This is a genomic window from Ruegeria sp. ANG10 (genome assembly GCF_040705255.1).
Lineage (GTDB): Bacteria > Pseudomonadota > Alphaproteobacteria > Rhodobacterales > Rhodobacteraceae > Ruegeria.
Map to the genome: position 1 here is coordinate 200,304 of NZ_JBFCVU010000005.1, position 14,451 is coordinate 214,754.

The 14,451-nt window shown below is 57.0% G+C and carries 20 protein-coding genes; 14 read left to right on the top strand and 6 right to left on the bottom strand.

Annotated elements, in window-relative coordinates:
- Positions 1-2 precede the first annotated feature (2 nt).
- The 3 genes from AB1A64_RS13090 to dacB all read left to right on the top strand — a co-directional run bounded on the left by AB1A64_RS13090 (position 3) and on the right by dacB (position 2,564).
- Positions 3-365, top strand: a complete 363-nt coding sequence (locus AB1A64_RS13090) for an MOSC domain-containing protein (protein WP_366551812.1) — start codon at positions 3-5, stop codon at positions 363-365.
- 32 nt (positions 366-397) lie between these two features.
- Complete coding sequence (locus AB1A64_RS13095) at positions 398-1,018, top strand: nicotinate-nucleotide adenylyltransferase (RefSeq protein ID WP_366551813.1); 621 nt, start codon at positions 398-400, stop codon at positions 1,016-1,018.
- Positions 1,019-1,085: 67 nt separating this feature from the next.
- A complete protein-coding gene (gene dacB, locus AB1A64_RS13100; protein ID WP_366551814.1) occupies positions 1,086-2,564 on the top strand; it encodes a D-alanyl-D-alanine carboxypeptidase/D-alanyl-D-alanine-endopeptidase in 1,479 nt (492 codons plus the stop codon).
- Between the two features lie 2 nt (positions 2,565-2,566).
- Here dacB and AB1A64_RS13105 read toward each other — a convergent pair whose 3' ends face one another.
- Both AB1A64_RS13105 and AB1A64_RS13110 read right to left on the bottom strand, forming a co-directional pair.
- Positions 2,567-2,989 (bottom strand): tellurite resistance TerB family protein, encoded by a 423-nt coding sequence (locus AB1A64_RS13105; RefSeq protein ID WP_170350540.1) that lies wholly within the window; start codon positions 2,987-2,989, stop codon positions 2,567-2,569.
- A gap of 80 nt (positions 2,990-3,069) precedes the next feature.
- On the bottom strand, positions 3,070-3,537 hold the full coding sequence (locus AB1A64_RS13110; protein ID WP_366551815.1) for an Lrp/AsnC family transcriptional regulator: 468 nt from the start codon (positions 3,535-3,537) through the stop codon (positions 3,070-3,072).
- A 109-nt stretch (positions 3,538-3,646) separates the two neighbouring features.
- Between AB1A64_RS13110 and phhA the strand changes: the two genes are divergently transcribed.
- The 5 genes from phhA (at position 3,647) to AB1A64_RS13135 (ending at position 9,382) form a co-directional block, all read left to right on the top strand.
- A complete protein-coding gene (phhA, locus tag AB1A64_RS13115; RefSeq protein ID WP_366551816.1) occupies positions 3,647-4,447 on the top strand; it encodes a phenylalanine 4-monooxygenase in 801 nt (266 codons plus the stop codon).
- Between the two features lie 7 nt (positions 4,448-4,454).
- Positions 4,455-4,808, top strand: a complete 354-nt coding sequence (locus tag AB1A64_RS13120) for a 4a-hydroxytetrahydrobiopterin dehydratase (RefSeq protein ID WP_366551817.1) — start codon at positions 4,455-4,457, stop codon at positions 4,806-4,808.
- A 126-nt stretch (positions 4,809-4,934) separates the two neighbouring features.
- Positions 4,935-6,509 carry a lysine--tRNA ligase gene (locus tag AB1A64_RS13125; protein ID WP_170361504.1) on the top strand — a complete coding sequence of 525 codons (1,575 nt, stop codon included), beginning with the start codon at positions 4,935-4,937 and terminating at the stop codon, positions 6,507-6,509.
- Between the two features lie 48 nt (positions 6,510-6,557).
- A complete protein-coding gene (locus AB1A64_RS13130) occupies positions 6,558-6,959 on the top strand; it encodes a DUF4864 domain-containing protein (RefSeq protein WP_366551818.1) in 402 nt (133 codons plus the stop codon).
- Between the two features lie 134 nt (positions 6,960-7,093).
- The gene (locus tag AB1A64_RS13135) at positions 7,094-9,382 is read left to right on the top strand and encodes a glycosyl hydrolase family 28-related protein (protein WP_366551819.1); all 2,289 of its coding nucleotides are present in this window, start codon (positions 7,094-7,096) and stop codon (positions 9,380-9,382) included.
- Positions 9,383-9,427: 45 nt separating this feature from the next.
- Here the strand turns inward: AB1A64_RS13135 and AB1A64_RS13140 are convergent, their stop codons facing one another.
- The gene (locus tag AB1A64_RS13140; protein WP_366551820.1) at positions 9,428-10,090 is read right to left on the bottom strand and encodes a hypothetical protein; all 663 of its coding nucleotides are present in this window, start codon (positions 10,088-10,090) and stop codon (positions 9,428-9,430) included.
- Positions 10,091-10,236: 146 nt separating this feature from the next.
- On the opposite strand from AB1A64_RS13140, the gene AB1A64_RS13145 reads away from it, so the two are divergent.
- Positions 10,237-10,563, top strand: a complete 327-nt coding sequence (locus AB1A64_RS13145; protein ID WP_170397282.1) for an antibiotic biosynthesis monooxygenase family protein — start codon at positions 10,237-10,239, stop codon at positions 10,561-10,563.
- 62 nt (positions 10,564-10,625) lie between these two features.
- Complete coding sequence (locus AB1A64_RS13150) at positions 10,626-11,033, top strand: universal stress protein (protein WP_366551821.1); 408 nt, start codon at positions 10,626-10,628, stop codon at positions 11,031-11,033.
- On the opposite strand, the gene AB1A64_RS13155 is transcribed toward AB1A64_RS13150, so the two are convergent.
- Complete coding sequence (locus tag AB1A64_RS13155; RefSeq protein ID WP_366551822.1) at positions 11,018-11,521, bottom strand: pyridoxamine 5'-phosphate oxidase family protein; 504 nt, start codon at positions 11,519-11,521, stop codon at positions 11,018-11,020. The genes AB1A64_RS13150 and AB1A64_RS13155 overlap by 16 nt on opposite strands.
- A 242-nt stretch (positions 11,522-11,763) precedes the next feature.
- Between AB1A64_RS13155 and AB1A64_RS13160 the strand changes: the two genes are divergently transcribed.
- The 4 genes from AB1A64_RS13160 to AB1A64_RS13175 all read left to right on the top strand — a co-directional run bounded on the left by AB1A64_RS13160 (position 11,764) and on the right by AB1A64_RS13175 (position 13,361).
- Positions 11,764-12,069: an excalibur calcium-binding domain-containing protein gene (locus AB1A64_RS13160; RefSeq protein ID WP_366551823.1), complete on the top strand. Its 306-nt coding sequence runs from the start codon at positions 11,764-11,766 to the stop codon at positions 12,067-12,069.
- Positions 12,070-12,167: 98 nt separating this feature from the next.
- Complete coding sequence (locus AB1A64_RS13165) at positions 12,168-12,458, top strand: hypothetical protein (protein WP_170350529.1); 291 nt, start codon at positions 12,168-12,170, stop codon at positions 12,456-12,458.
- A 64-nt stretch (positions 12,459-12,522) separates the two neighbouring features.
- Positions 12,523-12,930 (top strand): hypothetical protein, encoded by a 408-nt coding sequence (locus tag AB1A64_RS13170; protein ID WP_366551824.1) that lies wholly within the window; start codon positions 12,523-12,525, stop codon positions 12,928-12,930.
- A 77-nt stretch (positions 12,931-13,007) separates the two neighbouring features.
- Entirely contained in the window at positions 13,008-13,361 is a 354-nt protein-coding gene (locus AB1A64_RS13175) for an MmcQ/YjbR family DNA-binding protein (protein WP_366551825.1), read from the top strand.
- Here AB1A64_RS13175 and AB1A64_RS13180 read toward each other — a convergent pair.
- Entirely contained in the window at positions 13,358-14,065 is a 708-nt protein-coding gene (locus tag AB1A64_RS13180) for an ORF6N domain-containing protein (RefSeq protein WP_366551826.1), read from the bottom strand. The two genes, AB1A64_RS13175 and AB1A64_RS13180, sit on opposite strands and share 4 nt — an antisense overlap.
- 90 nt (positions 14,066-14,155) lie before the next feature.
- Positions 14,156-14,440 carry a hypothetical protein gene (locus AB1A64_RS13185; protein WP_366551827.1) on the bottom strand — a complete coding sequence of 95 codons (285 nt, stop codon included), beginning with the start codon at positions 14,438-14,440 and terminating at the stop codon, positions 14,156-14,158.
- Between the last annotated feature and the right edge of the window lie 11 nt (positions 14,441-14,451).

A 14,451-nucleotide genomic window follows, 5' to 3' on the forward strand; every position in this document is an offset into this window, starting at 1 on the left:
TCATGATCACTGTTGACGGCCTAGAGGGCGACCGGAGCCGCGCGGGCAAGCGCGCGGTGACTTTGATCCAACTGGAGCATCTTGCGGCAATTGGCTCTTATCTGGGGCAGCGGCCGATTGCCCCCGACATCCTAAGGCGAAATCTGGTGGTTTCGGGGATAAATCTGGCAGCGCTCAAAGGGCGGGAGGTGCAGGTGGGCGAGGCCATTCTACGCTTTACCGTGATCTGTGCACCATGCAGTCGGATGGAGGAGTCGCTGGGCAAGGGCGGCTATTCCGCCGTGCGTGGGCATGGGGGATGGTGCGCCGAGGTCATCAAGCCCGGAAGGGTTCGGCTGGGCGATCTGGTGCAACCGGTTGATTGACAAGCCGCTCCAGTTCTGAACATCAGCAAGGGATGTTGCGCAGCGATATTCCATATGCACGGCCTGGCCAGGTCGTTGGTCTGTTCGGCGGGTCTTTTGATCCGCCGCATCAGGGACATGTGCATGTCACGCTTGAGGCGATGAAGGCGTTTGGGCTGGATCGGGTTTGGTGGCTGGTGTCGCCGGGCAATCCGCTAAAATCGCGTGGACCTGCCCCGCTAAAGCGGCGCATCAAGGCTGCGCGGGATGTCATGCAGCACCCCAAGGTTGAGGTGACGGATATCGAAGCGCTGACCGGCACGCGGGCAACGGCGGACACGTTGGCGGCGCTGCAAAAGCTTTATCCGCAGGTGCAGTTCGTCTGGCTGATGGGCGCGGACAATCTGGCGCAGTTTCATCGCTGGAAGGATTGGCGGCTGATCATGGACAGCGTGCCGGTGGGGGTTGTCGCACGACCGGGGGATCGAATTTCGGCACGGATGTCGCCTGCGGCACGGCTCTACGCTCGATATCGCATAGACGGACAAGCGCGGCATTTGCTGGGGCGTGCGCGGGCACCGGCGTGGTGTTTCGTGAATGTACCGATGGTCGATGTCAGCTCGACCGAGATACGCACACGCAGTGGCTGGGATGGCGGGGTGTTGCCTGAATAGCCCCCCATGCGGGCATAATCGCATTCAGTGGTTGTTTGCCTGTGATCTCTGGGATTTTAATTGACCCATGGTTGATCGTATTTCGCGTCGTTTGTTTCTTGCGGGCCTTGGGGCCTCTATTGCGTCGGGCTCAGCGCTGGCCGATGCGCCAGTTCAATCCTTGCGACCGCAGCTGCGGGGGGACCTGCCCAGCGGGGCCGAGCGCCTTATCCAGTCCGCCGGATTGCGCGGAGAGGTTGTGTTCGCGGTTGCTGATGCAGAGACCGGTATGCAGGTTGAGGCGTTTGGCGGCGATCAGGGCCTACCGCCCGCCAGCGTCGCCAAAGCACTGACCGCGCTTTATGCGCTGGATGTTTTGGGGGCGGATTACCGGTTCGAAACCGCGTTGATGGCGGATGGGCCGATTGAGAATGGTGTATTGAACGGCGACTTGATCCTTGTCGGGGGTGGAGATCCGCTGCTGGACACAGATGATCTGGCCACGATGGCCGCCAATCTGCGCGAGGCTGGAGTCACCGAGGTGCGCGGGGCTTTCAAGATCTATGACGGGGCGTTGCCCTATGTGTTCAGCATTGACCCCGGGCAGCCGGATCATCTGGGTTACAGCCCGGCCATCAGCGGCATCTCACTCAATTTCAATCGCGTCCATTTCGAATGGAAGCGCACTGGTGCCGACTATGGCGTGACCATGGATGCGCGGACAGCGCGATATACCCCGTCTGTGGAAATGGCATCGATGCAGGTCGAAAGGCGCAGTTTGCCGATCTACACCTATCAGCCGAGTGCGCGGCAGGATCGCTGGACCGTTGCCCGAGGTGCGTTGGGCAATGGTGGCGCGCGGTGGCTGCCCGTTCGCAAACCTGCGCTTTATGCGGGGGATGTTTTCCGAACGCTGGCGCGGGCCAATGGCATTGTGCTGGGGCGTGTACAAATTACGCGGCAGGCCCCTCAGGGCACCGTTTTGGTGGTGCATCAGAGTGATCCGCTGGAGAGTATACTGCGCGGTATGCTGAAATACTCGACAAATATTACGGCGGAAATGGTCGGTATGATGGCTTCGAAATCGCGCAGAGCGGATATTCAGAGCCTTGCCGATTCCGCCGCGGAAATGAACCGTTGGGCGGCTGAGACCTATGGCGTGAGCGGGATCGCGATGGTGGATCATTCGGGGCTTGGCGATGCGTCGCGTGTGGCACCCACAGATTTGGTTACCGCGCTTGTGGCGGCGCGCAAAGATGGCGCGCTGCGGCCCCTTCTCAAAAAATTCACCCTGTTGGACCGCCAGGGGCGTCCAGTCAAGGATCATCCGATCCGAGTGGACGCCAAGACCGGGACGTTGAATTTCGTGTCGGGTTTGGGTGGTTTCATAACCGCACCGGATGGATCAGAGCTGGCCTTTGCCATCTTTACCGCCGATGTCGACCACCGCGCGACCATTCCCCGTGCGCTGCGCGAACGCCCGGATGGCGCGCGCAGCTGGAACAACAGGTCGCGCAAGCTGCAACGTGCGTTGATCGAACGTTGGGGAACGTTACAGGGCAGCTAGGATCAGGTCGTGTGGCGCGCCCGTGCGCCACGCTCGATCGCTGCGGCGTGCAGACGGTCGATGCTCAGCTCGTAGCGGATTTCTTCCAGCAGACGCAGTTCGGTTTCCGCAAGGGACCCGTCCGCAGCGGCCACATCGCAAGCCAGCGCATAGGCCGTTTCGTTCAGCCGCTCGGGAAGGTTATCGCGGATCAGGCCGAAAAGTGCATCCAGCCCGTCCTCTTGCTCGAACAGGTCGAACACAGTCTGAGATACACGGCGCGTGCGGTCGATATCGTATTCGGCAAAGACAGGCAGCATGTTGACGGCGCCTTCGATCTTGACCAGCTCGGCCGTGCGAATGGTTTCATCCGATGCAGAGACCGCGACCATGATCGCAACCAGGCAATCCTGTGGGGACATCGGGTGGGGTACTTGTTCGGTCATGGTTTCGTCCTGATTGGGCTTTTGCGCTCGCACGATAGGAGGGCTCGCGGGCAGGTTCAACGGATTTTGCCCCTGACCGATCAGAGAATGGGCAACGGGCCGCGCGTTTTGGTCTGGCGCAGCACGAAATTGCTGCGCGTGTCGCGGACAAGGCCGGATTTCAGCAGCCGTTGCATGATGAAATGTTCCAGATCCTCGGGAGTCTTGGCATAGACCTTCAGGATAAAGTCGTGGTCCCCGGTGATTGAGGCGCATTCGACGATTTGCGGCTCGATTTCGACCAATCGCAGGAATGAGGTGATGCTGTCCTCTTGATGATCGCGCAATGCAACGTGGACATAGGCGATAGCGTCCAGCCCGACCGATTTGGCCCGCACCTGCGCAATGTAGCCTGATACCACCCCGGATGCCTCAAGATCGCGTACACGCCGCCAACATTGCGAGGCGGAAAGGCCGGTTCGGTCGGCAAGGTCTTGCATCGACAGGCGGCCGTTGGTCTGCAGCTCTTGCAGGATGGCGATATCAGAGGGTTGGAGGGTTTGTTTCACAAATTATGACCTTTCGATATATATTTGCCAAAATAACCGGAAAACATCGATTGTCCAAATCAAAACCTTCAAGTCGCGTGGCTATACTTTTCCTTCGGAGGGAATGCAGATGCCAAAGTCGACCAAATACATCGCCAAGGTGGCCGATGAACGCGGCCATATCGCCTATACAGAAGAAGAAGACGCCGTTTGGGCTGACCTCTATGCTGCGCAAGTAGAGAACGTGCAGCGCTATATGGCGCGAGACTATCTTGAAGGGTTGGAAAGGCTGGACTTGCCAAAGACCCGCGTGCCCTCTTGCGTGGATATTTCGGAACGGCTTTTGGACATGACCGGCTGGCGGGTTCAGCCTGTGCCAGCGCTGATCGGGTTCAAGACATTCTTTGGCATGTTGGCAGAAAGGGTGTTTCCCGCCGCGTCCTTTATTCGGTCACGCGAGGATTTCGATTACATCGAGGAACCGGATATTTTTCATGAAATTTTCGGTCATACCCCGTTGCTGAGCGATCCACGCTTTGCGGCGTTCAGCCATGCCATCGGCAAGGCAGGCGCGCAGGCCGATGACAAGGACTATGCCTGGCTGATCCGGCTGTATTGGTTTTCGATCGAATTTGGGTTGCGCCGCCAGGATGGTGTGATCAAGGCGTTGGGGTCGGGGTTGGCGTCCTCGCCGACAGAGCTTGTCTATGCCGTCGAAAGCGACATTCCTGATCGGGATCCGTTCGATGTGCTAACGATCCTGCGCACGCCTTATCGGATCGACATGCACCAGATGGGCTATTTCGTGCTAAACTCACCCGAGGAACTTTTCGCCGCCGCCGACCGCGATCTGCTGGCTGACGTGCGGCAGGCACAATCCCTTGGATTGTTGCCAAACAAGTTCCCGGAAAAAGCAACCGCAGCGGAGTGAACGGATCATGACACTAACAGGAGAAACCTGCAGCCTATCGGACCGAACCTGTGTGCCCTGTTCAGGTGGCGTTCCAGTTTTGACGCGGGATGAGGCGAACACGCACATGGCGGAGCTTTCGTCCGATTGGAAACTGGATGCGGATGCAAAAGAACTGAGCCGTCACTACAAGTTCAAAGGGTTCGCCAAGGCGACCTATCTGGCCAATCTCTGCGCGTGGCTCGCCGATCAGCAGGGGCACCACCCGGATGTCAGTTTTGGCTGGGGTTATGTAGATGTCAGGCTGACCACTCATGAAATTGGTGGTTTAAGCGAGAATGATTTCATCTGGGCGGCCAAACTGGACCAGTTGACCGTGTAGATCAGCCTTCCATTCAGGAAAAACCCAGCGCTTTATTGACTCATGCTGCACCGGCACAATAGGAGGGTCCGGTCGGTTGCTTGGGGTGACCGGCGCTGATTTTTTCCCGATGGAGCTTGTCAAAAAATGTCTGAACTGCGTGAAACCGCGATTGCGTCCAAGGCCTGGCCTTTCGAAGAGGCGCGCCGGGTGCTCAAACGCTATCAGAAAGCGGCTCCAGAAAAGGGATACGTGCTGTTTCAGACAGGCTATGGCCCGTCGGGCCTGCCGCATATCGGTACATTTGGCGAGGTCGCGAGGACCTCGATGGTCCGGCACGCCTTTGAACAGATCAGTGACATCCCGACCAAACTGATTTGTTTCTCGGACGATATGGACGGATTCCGCAAGGTGCCAACCAACGTGCCAATGCAGGAAGAGCTGAAGGAAGACCTGCATCTGCCGCTGACCAAGGTGCGCGATCCATTTGGCACGCACGCAGGCTTTGCACAGCACAACAACGCGATGCTGTGCGATTTCCTGGACAGTTTCGGGTTCGAATACGAATTCGCCTCGGCCACGGATTACTACACCAGCGGTCGGTTTGATGAGATGCTGCTGATCGCGTTAGAGCGCTTCGACAAGATTCAAGAGATCATGCTGCCGACCCTTGGACCGGAACGGCGTGAGACCTATTCGTGCTTCCTGCCGATCAGCCCGAAGACCGGCCACGTGCTGCAGGTGCCGACGCTGGAGCGCAATGTCGCTAAAGGCACGATCGTTTATCAGGAACCCGACGGCGAGAAGGTCGAGATCCCGGTCACTGGCGGCAACGTCAAGATGCAGTGGAAGCCAGACTGGGCGATGCGCTGGGCTGCGCTGGGTGTGGATTATGAGATGTCGGGCAAGGACCTGATCGACTCGGTCACGCAGTCGTCCAAGATTTGCCGGGCACTGGGCCAGAAGCCACCCGAGGCGCTGAGTTATGAGCTGTTCAACGACGAGCAGGGTCAAAAGATTTCCAAATCGAAGGGCAATGGCTTGTCGATGGAGGAATGGCTGACCTATGCCGCGCCTGAAAGCCTGTCGTACTTCATGTATCAGAAACCGAAAACGGCCAAGCGGCTGTATTTTGACGTGATCCCGAAGGCGGTGGATGAGTATCACCAACAGCTGCGGGCCTACCCGGGCCAAGAACTGAAGGCGCAGTTGAACAACCCCGTCTGGCATATCCATGGCGGCAATGTTCCTGCATCCACGCTGATGGTGCCGTTTGCGATGTTGTTGAACCTGGCGTCCGTATCGGGAGCCGAAGACAAAGAGGCTCTGTGGGGCTTTATCCGCCGCTATGCGCCAGAGGCGACGGCGGAAACGCATCCGGATTTGGATCAGGCGGCTGGCTTTGCCGTGCGCTATTTCAACGATTTCGTCAAACCGACACGCCAGCATCGCGCCCCGACGGATCAGGAACGAGAAGCGCTGGAGGCACTGAAAACCGCGTTAGAAGCTTATGACGGCCCAATCGAGGATGAGGCGCTGCAATCGGTGGTCTACTCGATCGGGCGTGAGCGGTTCGATCCGATGCGCGGTTGGTTTACTGCGCTATATGAAGTGTTGTTGGGTGCCTCGCAGGGCCCGCGTTTTGGCGGCTTTATCGCGCTGTATGGCGTACCGGAAACGATTGCGTTGATCGACAAGGCGCTGGCCGGAGAGCTGGTCTGATTTGACCTGATACCGCTTGGGGCTACTCTTTCAACAGGAGGTGGCCCCATGCGTCGAATACTGCTTGCACTATCCCTCAGCGCCGGTTTGGCCTCGGGCGCGTTTGCCCAAAGCGCCGAGATCGAGGCAAACATCGCGGCGCAGATAAAGGCGTTTGAGGCGGATGATTTTGCCACCGCCTTTACCTTTGCCAGCCCCAATATCCAGCAGCTGTTTCAAACGCCCGAGAATTTCGGTGTCATGGTAAGGCGCGGCTATCCGATGGTGTGGCGCCCGGCGGAAGTTCAGTTTCTGGAATTGCGCGAGGTGGCCGGGGCGCTGTGGCAAAAGGTCATGATCACTGATGACGCTGGCAGGGTGCATATCCTGGACTATCAGATGGTGCAGATGGACAACGGTTGGAAGATCAACGGCGTGCAACTGCTGGGCAATTCTGATCCGGCGGCTTGATGCAACACCACCGTCACGGTGACATGAGCGGCGGTTAATTCCTTTTCGTTACTCAGGCTTTTGCGTTCGGGGCGTGTGTCTCCGGGCACTGGGTTTATGCGCGCTGATGCGGCGCGATTGGGAAAGGGATTTCTATGAACAAGGCAATCACCGACGGTATCGTGTTCACGCCGCCTGCTTTCGCAAATGGTTTGAATGTGTGGTCCAGCGGCGACGGGACGCCCGGCTCGCCTACCTATGACGGATCGGGCACCGGCGCGTTTGTTCCAGCGGATGCGGATTTTGCGGGCTGTCTTGAAATCCTGAAGGTCAGCACCACCCAGCGCCTGCGTTACATGGGGCAGACGCCGTTGCTGCCGGGCTGTTACCTGCAAATCAAGGCGCGGGTCAAAGCCATCAGCGGCCCGCTGCCCGAGGTACGTATCGCCGGATGGGCCGGCGGTGCTGGGGATGTTCATGTTACCGGTGTGGCCGAGCAAGGCCCGGCTACGCAGCTTTCGGGCTATGGCACCGTGCATGAGATCACGGCCATTGTCGGCACCGGTCAGCGCCCTGGCGTGGATATGCCATGGGGTGTACAGGCCCTTTACGGGCATTTCGGTCTGGATATCGATGGCGCAAACGGGGCGGTGATCCGGGTAGATGATATCGAGATCTCGGATGTCACCGGCGTATTCCTTCGTAATCTCATCAGTCTGGTCGATGTCCGCGATTTCGGCGCGGTCGGGGATGGCGTGACAGATGACTCAGCCGCGTTCGAGGCCGCGGATCAGGCTGCGAATGGTCGTCGTATTTTCGTGCCCGAGGGGACCTATCTGCTGGCGCAAAACACGTCGGTGTCATCCGAGATCGAATTCGAAGGCACCGTAACGATGCCGGACGACAAGATGCTGTTACTGACCAAGAATTTTGATCTGCCGACCTATATCAATGCGTTTGGTGATGAAATGCGGGCCTTTAAAAAGGCGTTTCAGGCGTTGCTGAACAATTCTGACCATGAATCGCTGGATATGGGTGGGCGCAAGGTATCGGTAACCGAGCCTATCGATATGGCCGCCGCTGTTCCCAACCGGCAAACCGGATTCTCGACGCGCCGTGTGATCCGCAACGGACAGTTCGACGTCAAGAGCAGTACGGCCTGGGACACCGAAACCTTTACATCGGTCGCGACCTACAACCCGAACGATCCCACCCGGTTGGTGAACGTGGCGAATGTGGCCAATATTCCGGTTGGTTCGCTGGTGCAGGGGAGCGGCGTCGGTCGCGAGATTTACGTGCGTTCGAAAAACGACGGCGCGGGTGAAATCACGCTCAGCGCGCCGCTCTACGATGCGTCTGGAACGCAGACATTCACGTTCCTGTCTTTCAAGTATCTGCTGGATTTCAGCGGTTTCAGCACGCTGCGCAAATTTGGAATGGAACAGATCGAATTCCAATGTAACGGTCGCAGCAGCGCGATCCGTCTGGCTCCGTCTGGTAGTACCTTCGCATTGGCGAACTGTTTTATCAGCCGCCCCAAGGATCGCGGGATCACGTCTATTGGCACCGGATGTCAGGGCATGTTGATCGACACGTGCCAGTTCTTGTCCACCGAAGAATCCTTTAACGTCCCAGATCGTTCGTCGATCGCGCTGAACGCGACGGCCAACGACGTCAAACTGCGCCACAACCGGGCCGTACGGTTCCGCCATTTTGCGGTACTTGGTGGCACCAACAACATGATCCTCGGCAATCACTTTTTCCAGGGCGACAGCATTCCACAAGGTGTACGCAGCCCTGGATTGGTCATGATCGGCACTTACAACAGCTCGACAATCTCGGGGAACTATATCGACAATTGCTCGATCCTGTGGACCAACGAACGGGACGCAGATCCGGTTTACACGACCGGGTTTTCCTTCAGCTCGATGGCCATTACCGACAACATCTTCTATTCCAGCGAGGCCCCGCCCTGGTTCACTTACCTCATCGTTCGTCCCCATGGTGCAGGACACTTCCTGAACGGTGTGATCGTGACCGGAAATAAGTTCCGCGCAACAAGCGGTGGTATCACGCGGGTGGAAAGGGTGGATACCTCATTTGCCAGTATGAACAACTATGCGCATCGCAATGTGATGTTTGAAAACAATACCTTTCACGGCGTGGATCAAAAAGTTGCGAACCCATTGCGGGTCACGCATACTCAAGGAACTGCGGCGCAAGCTTGGTCCGTTCAGACAGCCGGAGAGCTGCCTTTTGGAGGGTATGCGCGCAGTTGCGATGCGGTTACGGCGTTGGGCGCTTTGAGAAATACTTTCGGCGCGGTGACCTATGCCACCCCCTATGTGCAGTTAGAACAAGGTGCGTCGAGAAACGCGATCAACCTGCGCTGGCCCGAGGCGGTCCGCGGAGAAGTCTCGACCCTCATTCGTATGGAAAGCTGACAACTGGGATGGCCACCCTTTTCCAGGGTGGCCATTTCACCGATCTCAAAACTCTTCCCAAAGCGCGATTTTCAACCCCGTATCGTTGCGGGCATCGTTGCGTTCAAGGCCCAGCACCCATGTGGGCCCTTTGTCGCGCGCACGGATCATGACCGAGGGCCTGACCCTCCAAAATAGCGAGTGGCCAGAGGTATAAGCTGTTTCCACCTGTATCAGTGGATTGAGCAATCGTTCTGACGAAAGGCCCGCCGTTATATCCAGTTTGCGGTAAACCGCGTCATGTGTGCGAATTTCCAGGGCCGTGTCGACCGCAACCCAACCGTTGCCCCAACCGGTTTGAAACCCTTGGCCATAGGACAGGGTCAGTTTGTACATCGCCCAGGCGTCCAGTTGCTTGTGGTGGACACCGGCCCCGAACTCGGCCGCGAAACGCCCCCATTTTTTGAAATCGGCCACGGGAACCCGGGCGAACAACAGGGCGTGGCCGTAGAAATCCCGGCTTTGTTCGAAATCTACCCCAATTGTGAGGTTCGGCCTGTATCCGAATTCGGCATAAAGCGCTGTTTTGTAATCATAGCTGCCGTCACGGTCTTTGAATGCAGTGACCGAGGCCGCGGTGAACGCTGCGTCCTTCTCACGCAGCCATGCGCCGGGCCAAGCCGGGGCTGCGGCAAGCAGTAATACCAAAAAAGCGAGAACCCGGAACATGCGCGCAGTTTCCGCCAGCATGGTTAACGGTTGGTTAGAATTTTGTTTATTTCCTGGAAACCAATCCAAGGCGGTGTGTCGTTCAAGGAAACACGAGACCTTTCCAAATCCTGTGTTAAGCTTTCAAAAGAAAAGGGAGATTCCAGATGCCGAAGATTTCCAAGACCGCGAGCGTCCAGACTGTCATCACCACTTTTGAAATGACACCGGGCACCTGCCACGATCTGTTGGATGCGTTGACCGACGCCTACGCCCAGTTCATCTCGAAACAGCCGGGGTTTGTTTCTGCGGGGCTGCATGTGAACGATGCGCAGACGCGGATTGCCAACTATTCCCAGTGGAACCGTCGTGAGGATTTTCTGGCAATGCTGCGAACGCCGGAAATGCGCGATCGCAATCGCAAAATCAACGAGATGTGTAAAAGCTTTGAGCCGGTGATGTATGACGTGGCCGAGACTTTTGGCAGTTCCTGACCTGTATCAAAGCCTTAATCGGTAAAATCGGGTATGGTGGCTGGAGAAAGTAGAGGCTCACCATGTATCACAACATTCTTGTTCCAATTTCATTTGATGCCGATCGGGATATCTCCGGCCCGCTGAAACTGGCCGAGATTTTGGCAACGCCAGATGCTCAGGTGACACTGCTGCATGTGGTCGAGCATATTCCGAACTACGCGATTTCCTACATGCCGCCGGAATATCTGACCGCGGCTCGCAAGGCGGTCCAGAGCGAGCTGGATGAGTTGGCGGCCAAGCTGCCCAATGCGACAGGTGTAGTGATCGAAGGGCATTCCGGGCGCACCATTCTGGACTGGGCGGAAACCCACAAGCCTGACCTGATCATCATGGCCTCGCACCGACCTGGCATGCAGGATCTTTTGTTGGGCTCAACCACAAACCACGTGGTCCGTCACGCCGCCTGCGCGGTTCACGTGGTGCGCTGATCAGGCCGCAAATCGCTGGGGGCAAGGCGCCAGGCCTTTCCGAATCCTCCGTTCAGAACGGCGTCTGAAATGGCGAAACGCACAAAGTTGAAATCGGTGAAATCGACATAGAGTTTCGATTTAGGTCGCAGGTTCAGATACCGTGACCGCAAGCCGACATGTTCGGTACTTTCACGGGCAACGAACGTGGCTTTGGCATGCAATGTCAATCGGGGATGGGTTAGTGGGTCGCCTGTGTTGCCGGGTTCTCCGATTAATAACGCGCAGACCGGATTGGCACGCAAGGCGGCTGTATGATCCGCTAATGCCGAAATCAGGGTCACAGGATTGCCTGCCTCATCCGTGGCCAGAGCGATGCGCGACACCGAAGGGACCCCTAGGTTCGGTTGCAAGGTAGCAAGCGCACCATAGGTTGCACCCTCGATCAGATCACGAGTCAAACATCGGGCGGCCTCATCGACCGAGTGAAAGGGGCTGGATTGGCTCATGGTGTGCGGGGTTCCGGCTGTTTGAAACACGCAGAAGATACCTTCTTTGCCTTCCGCGCGCGAGGGCTTGTTTCTGGGTCAATTGGGGTCTCGGTTTCGCCACAAATCGAGGGTAACAGGGGGGCATGCACTTTAGAAAACCCTCCCCTGAAACGGAATCTTCTGCCCCCAAGGTTTCGCGGCGTCAAAAACGGGCAGAGGCGCTGCGAAAACGCGCATTATCTCCGGTCCGAATTTTCCTCATGGTCCTGATGCTGCCGGTGACGGTTATGGGCATCGTCGTGGGGGTCTATATGCGGACGTCTGAGTATAGGCACGAAGAAGCCTTGTTGCATCTTATCGCCCTGGCTGGATGCGGTGCGATCGAAACCATTGTGCCGGGGCCATTCGTTGAGGGTGGCCCTGGGTACCATCAGCGCAATGACCCCGATGGCGACGGTGTGGCCTGCGATACGCAAAGGGCGATATCCGGGCAGAGCGCAGTGCCGCAACCGGCTGAAACGCCCAGTTCGCGGACAGTCGGCAACGCCAAATTCCTGCGGCCCTGACCCCAATTCTAACAGAATCCCCGTGACTGTGGTACACTCCGCCGGACGCGCCGTTTTGGCCGTCATTGGGGGAATTCGCCCAGATAGCGAGGAAAATCATGTTTGCACGTATTACTCAGTTCAAGATGAAGCCCGGAATGCGGGATGCGGCCGAGGCAAAAATGAACGAGCTTAAAGATCAGATTATGGGCATGGAAGGCATGCACAGCTTTACCAATGTCATGAACGAGGACGGTACCGGTTTTGTTGTGGCCGTGGTTCAAAGCGAAGAAACCTCGAACGCCAACGCCCCCAAAGTGGCGGCGCTTTGGGGACATTTTGCCGAATTCCTAGAAGGCCCGCCATCACCGGCCGGGTTCGATGTGGTTGTCCATTGGGATAAAGGATAGGTCCGCGTATTCAGGGCCAAATTTTTCAACTCTAGCACCAGATTTTTTTCAGGAGGAATGTTCAATGAACTTTTCGAAATGCGCAGCTATTGCTTTGATCGCAACCCTGTGTTCCGGTGCGGCCATTGCCGACACATCCAAAGATTTCCTGACGGCGACCAAGGTGTCCCAGATTAAGGATATGGGCGCACAGCAAATGGACGGGGCGTCGATAGAAAAGATCGTCTCGGGGAAAACTCTCAAAAGTTCCAATTGGACCTGGACGTTTGAAAAAGATGGAAAACAATCTTCAACCGCAAATGACGGGTCATGGACAGACCAAGGCACGTGGTCGGTCAAAGGCAATGAACTCTGCCGGGAATCTGATACCTCTGGTAAGGGTGAACTCTGTTCGAAGGTCTATTTTATGGGCCGCGACCTGAGATTCACTGACGGCAAACGCAATTTGCATGATTGGTGGGTCAGCTACTAAACACATTGCAAGAAAGTAAGCGAGAGGATTGATCATCTCGCTTGCTTTCAGTTGATCTTGCAAGCCAAGATCGGGCCATGACCCGAGATGAATTCAACAGCTTTTGCGCCAACCTCAAAGCCACCAGCCACGTGGTGCAATGGGGCAATGCGGATGTGTGGAAGGTGGGCGGCAAGGTCTTTGCGATCTGCGGCTGGAACGATGGGATGGACGCGTTTACCTTCAAAGCCACCGATCTGGCCTTTGAGGTTCTTGGTGACGAACCCGGCATCCGCCCAGCGCCTTATCTGGCCTCGCGGGGGATGAAGTGGTTGCAGGTCTACGAAGAACGCGGGATGAGCGATACTTCCCTGCGCGAGCATATCGTGACGTCCTATGATCTGGTTGTGGCCAAGCTGACCAAGAAGGCGCGGGCCGAATTGGGTGTTTAACCCTTCATCGCGTGCAGCAATTCCAGCAGACGTTTCCGGTCGTCATCATCGGCGTAATCGCCAGTGGCCAGACGTTGCGCGATGTTCAAGCGCAAGCGTTCGTGCTGGGTACGCACTTCTTCTCCGGCGGTTTCGGCCAGCGTTTTCATGATCACCGCCACGGCCTGTTGCCGCTTGGTGGTGGGGTTGGCGATGTAATCGACCAGGCTTTGCTGCCCGGAATCGAGGATGTTTTCGGCCAGATCGCGCAGTTGGTCCCCATTGGGCAGCAATGGGGCAGGGGCATCCTCGGGAGGCAGAATTTCCGGCACGCTACGCGGGGTCTCGGCCAATGCATTTGCGCCGTCGACGAAGGCCTCGGTGATCATCCGAGTAATCTTGATCGCGCGCGGATCCTTGAACAGGGCCGAGGCGATGGCCACGCCGTAATCCGTATAGACCCACGGATTGACCCGCCGCCCGCCGCGACCCTTGGGTTTTGAGATCACATTCTGTGATTGCAAATCGGCGACCTCAGCGTCGGTCAGCTGAAAGCGGTAGCCCTCGAACAGGTCCTTGTTGCGCGAGACGGCCTGATTGAAGGCGCTGACGGATTTTCCGTAGAACTGCGCCAGATCCTCGGCCAGCACCACGCGAGTGCCGCGCACCCGGTGAATGGCGCTTTGGACCTCATGGGTGCTGGGCAGGGTATTGGGGTTCGTCATGGCAACCGATTGGAATCACAATTTGTGATTTCAAACGTGGAGGAGAGGGCGCTGGGCTGCAAGGGTGGAGTGTGGAGTATGAGAGGACGTTCACCGTACTGAAAAGGGCCGTTCTGGCGTCTTGGGATTTTCAAACAACTTTTGCAAAGTGTCTGCCTTCCAGACACGACCCAATTGGAAGCCGTCGGTTTCGGTGCCATCTCTGCCGGAATAGATTCCAGCAAATTTTGTCCAAAAGCCAAAGAAACCTCCGTTTGGTTTTTTGGCTCCCTCTCTTCCGAAATCACCAAACGCCTTAACAAAAACGGGTGAGCCAGACATTCCGGGACGACTTGCAGTATCACAAAGAAAAACCGGCAAGTCATCGTAGTCCAATGCTGGTTCAG

What these genes read in the sequence shown, in the direction of transcription:
- AB1A64_RS13170 (WP_366551824.1), top strand. Translation starts at nt 12,523, where the DNA reads ATGAACTTTTCGAAATGCGCAGCTATTGCTTTGATCGCAACCCTGTGT.
- AB1A64_RS13135 (WP_366551819.1), top strand. Translation starts at nt 7,094, where the DNA reads ATGAACAAGGCAATCACCGACGGTATCGTGTTCACGCCGCCTGCTTTC.
- AB1A64_RS13120 (WP_366551817.1), top strand. Translation starts at nt 4,455, where the DNA reads ATGACACTAACAGGAGAAACCTGCAGCCTATCGGACCGAACCTGTGTG.
- AB1A64_RS13160 (WP_366551823.1), top strand. Translation starts at nt 11,764, where the DNA reads ATGGTCCTGATGCTGCCGGTGACGGTTATGGGCATCGTCGTGGGGGTC.
- AB1A64_RS13175 (WP_366551825.1), top strand. Translation starts at nt 13,008, where the DNA reads ATGACCCGAGATGAATTCAACAGCTTTTGCGCCAACCTCAAAGCCACC.
- AB1A64_RS13095 (WP_366551813.1), top strand. Translation starts at nt 398, where the DNA reads ATGTTGCGCAGCGATATTCCATATGCACGGCCTGGCCAGGTCGTTGGT.
- AB1A64_RS13150 (WP_366551821.1), top strand. Translation starts at nt 10,626, where the DNA reads ATGTATCACAACATTCTTGTTCCAATTTCATTTGATGCCGATCGGGAT.
- AB1A64_RS13165 (WP_170350529.1), top strand. Translation starts at nt 12,168, where the DNA reads ATGTTTGCACGTATTACTCAGTTCAAGATGAAGCCCGGAATGCGGGAT.
- AB1A64_RS13105 (WP_170350540.1), bottom strand. Translation starts at nt 2,989, where the DNA reads ATGACCGAACAAGTACCCCACCCGATGTCCCCACAGGATTGCCTGGTT.
- AB1A64_RS13125 (WP_170361504.1), top strand. Translation starts at nt 4,935, where the DNA reads ATGTCTGAACTGCGTGAAACCGCGATTGCGTCCAAGGCCTGGCCTTTC.
- AB1A64_RS13155 (WP_366551822.1), bottom strand. Translation starts at nt 11,521, where the DNA reads ATGAGCCAATCCAGCCCCTTTCACTCGGTCGATGAGGCCGCCCGATGT.
- AB1A64_RS13130 (WP_366551818.1), top strand. Translation starts at nt 6,558, where the DNA reads ATGCGTCGAATACTGCTTGCACTATCCCTCAGCGCCGGTTTGGCCTCG.
- AB1A64_RS13180 (WP_366551826.1), bottom strand. Translation starts at nt 14,065, where the DNA reads ATGACGAACCCCAATACCCTGCCCAGCACCCATGAGGTCCAAAGCGCC.
- AB1A64_RS13145 (WP_170397282.1), top strand. Translation starts at nt 10,237, where the DNA reads ATGCCGAAGATTTCCAAGACCGCGAGCGTCCAGACTGTCATCACCACT.
- AB1A64_RS13090 (WP_366551812.1), top strand. Translation starts at nt 3, where the DNA reads ATGATCACTGTTGACGGCCTAGAGGGCGACCGGAGCCGCGCGGGCAAG.
- dacB (WP_366551814.1), top strand. Translation starts at nt 1,086, where the DNA reads ATGGTTGATCGTATTTCGCGTCGTTTGTTTCTTGCGGGCCTTGGGGCC.
- AB1A64_RS13140 (WP_366551820.1), bottom strand. Translation starts at nt 10,090, where the DNA reads ATGTTCCGGGTTCTCGCTTTTTTGGTATTACTGCTTGCCGCAGCCCCG.
- phhA (WP_366551816.1), top strand. Translation starts at nt 3,647, where the DNA reads ATGCCAAAGTCGACCAAATACATCGCCAAGGTGGCCGATGAACGCGGC.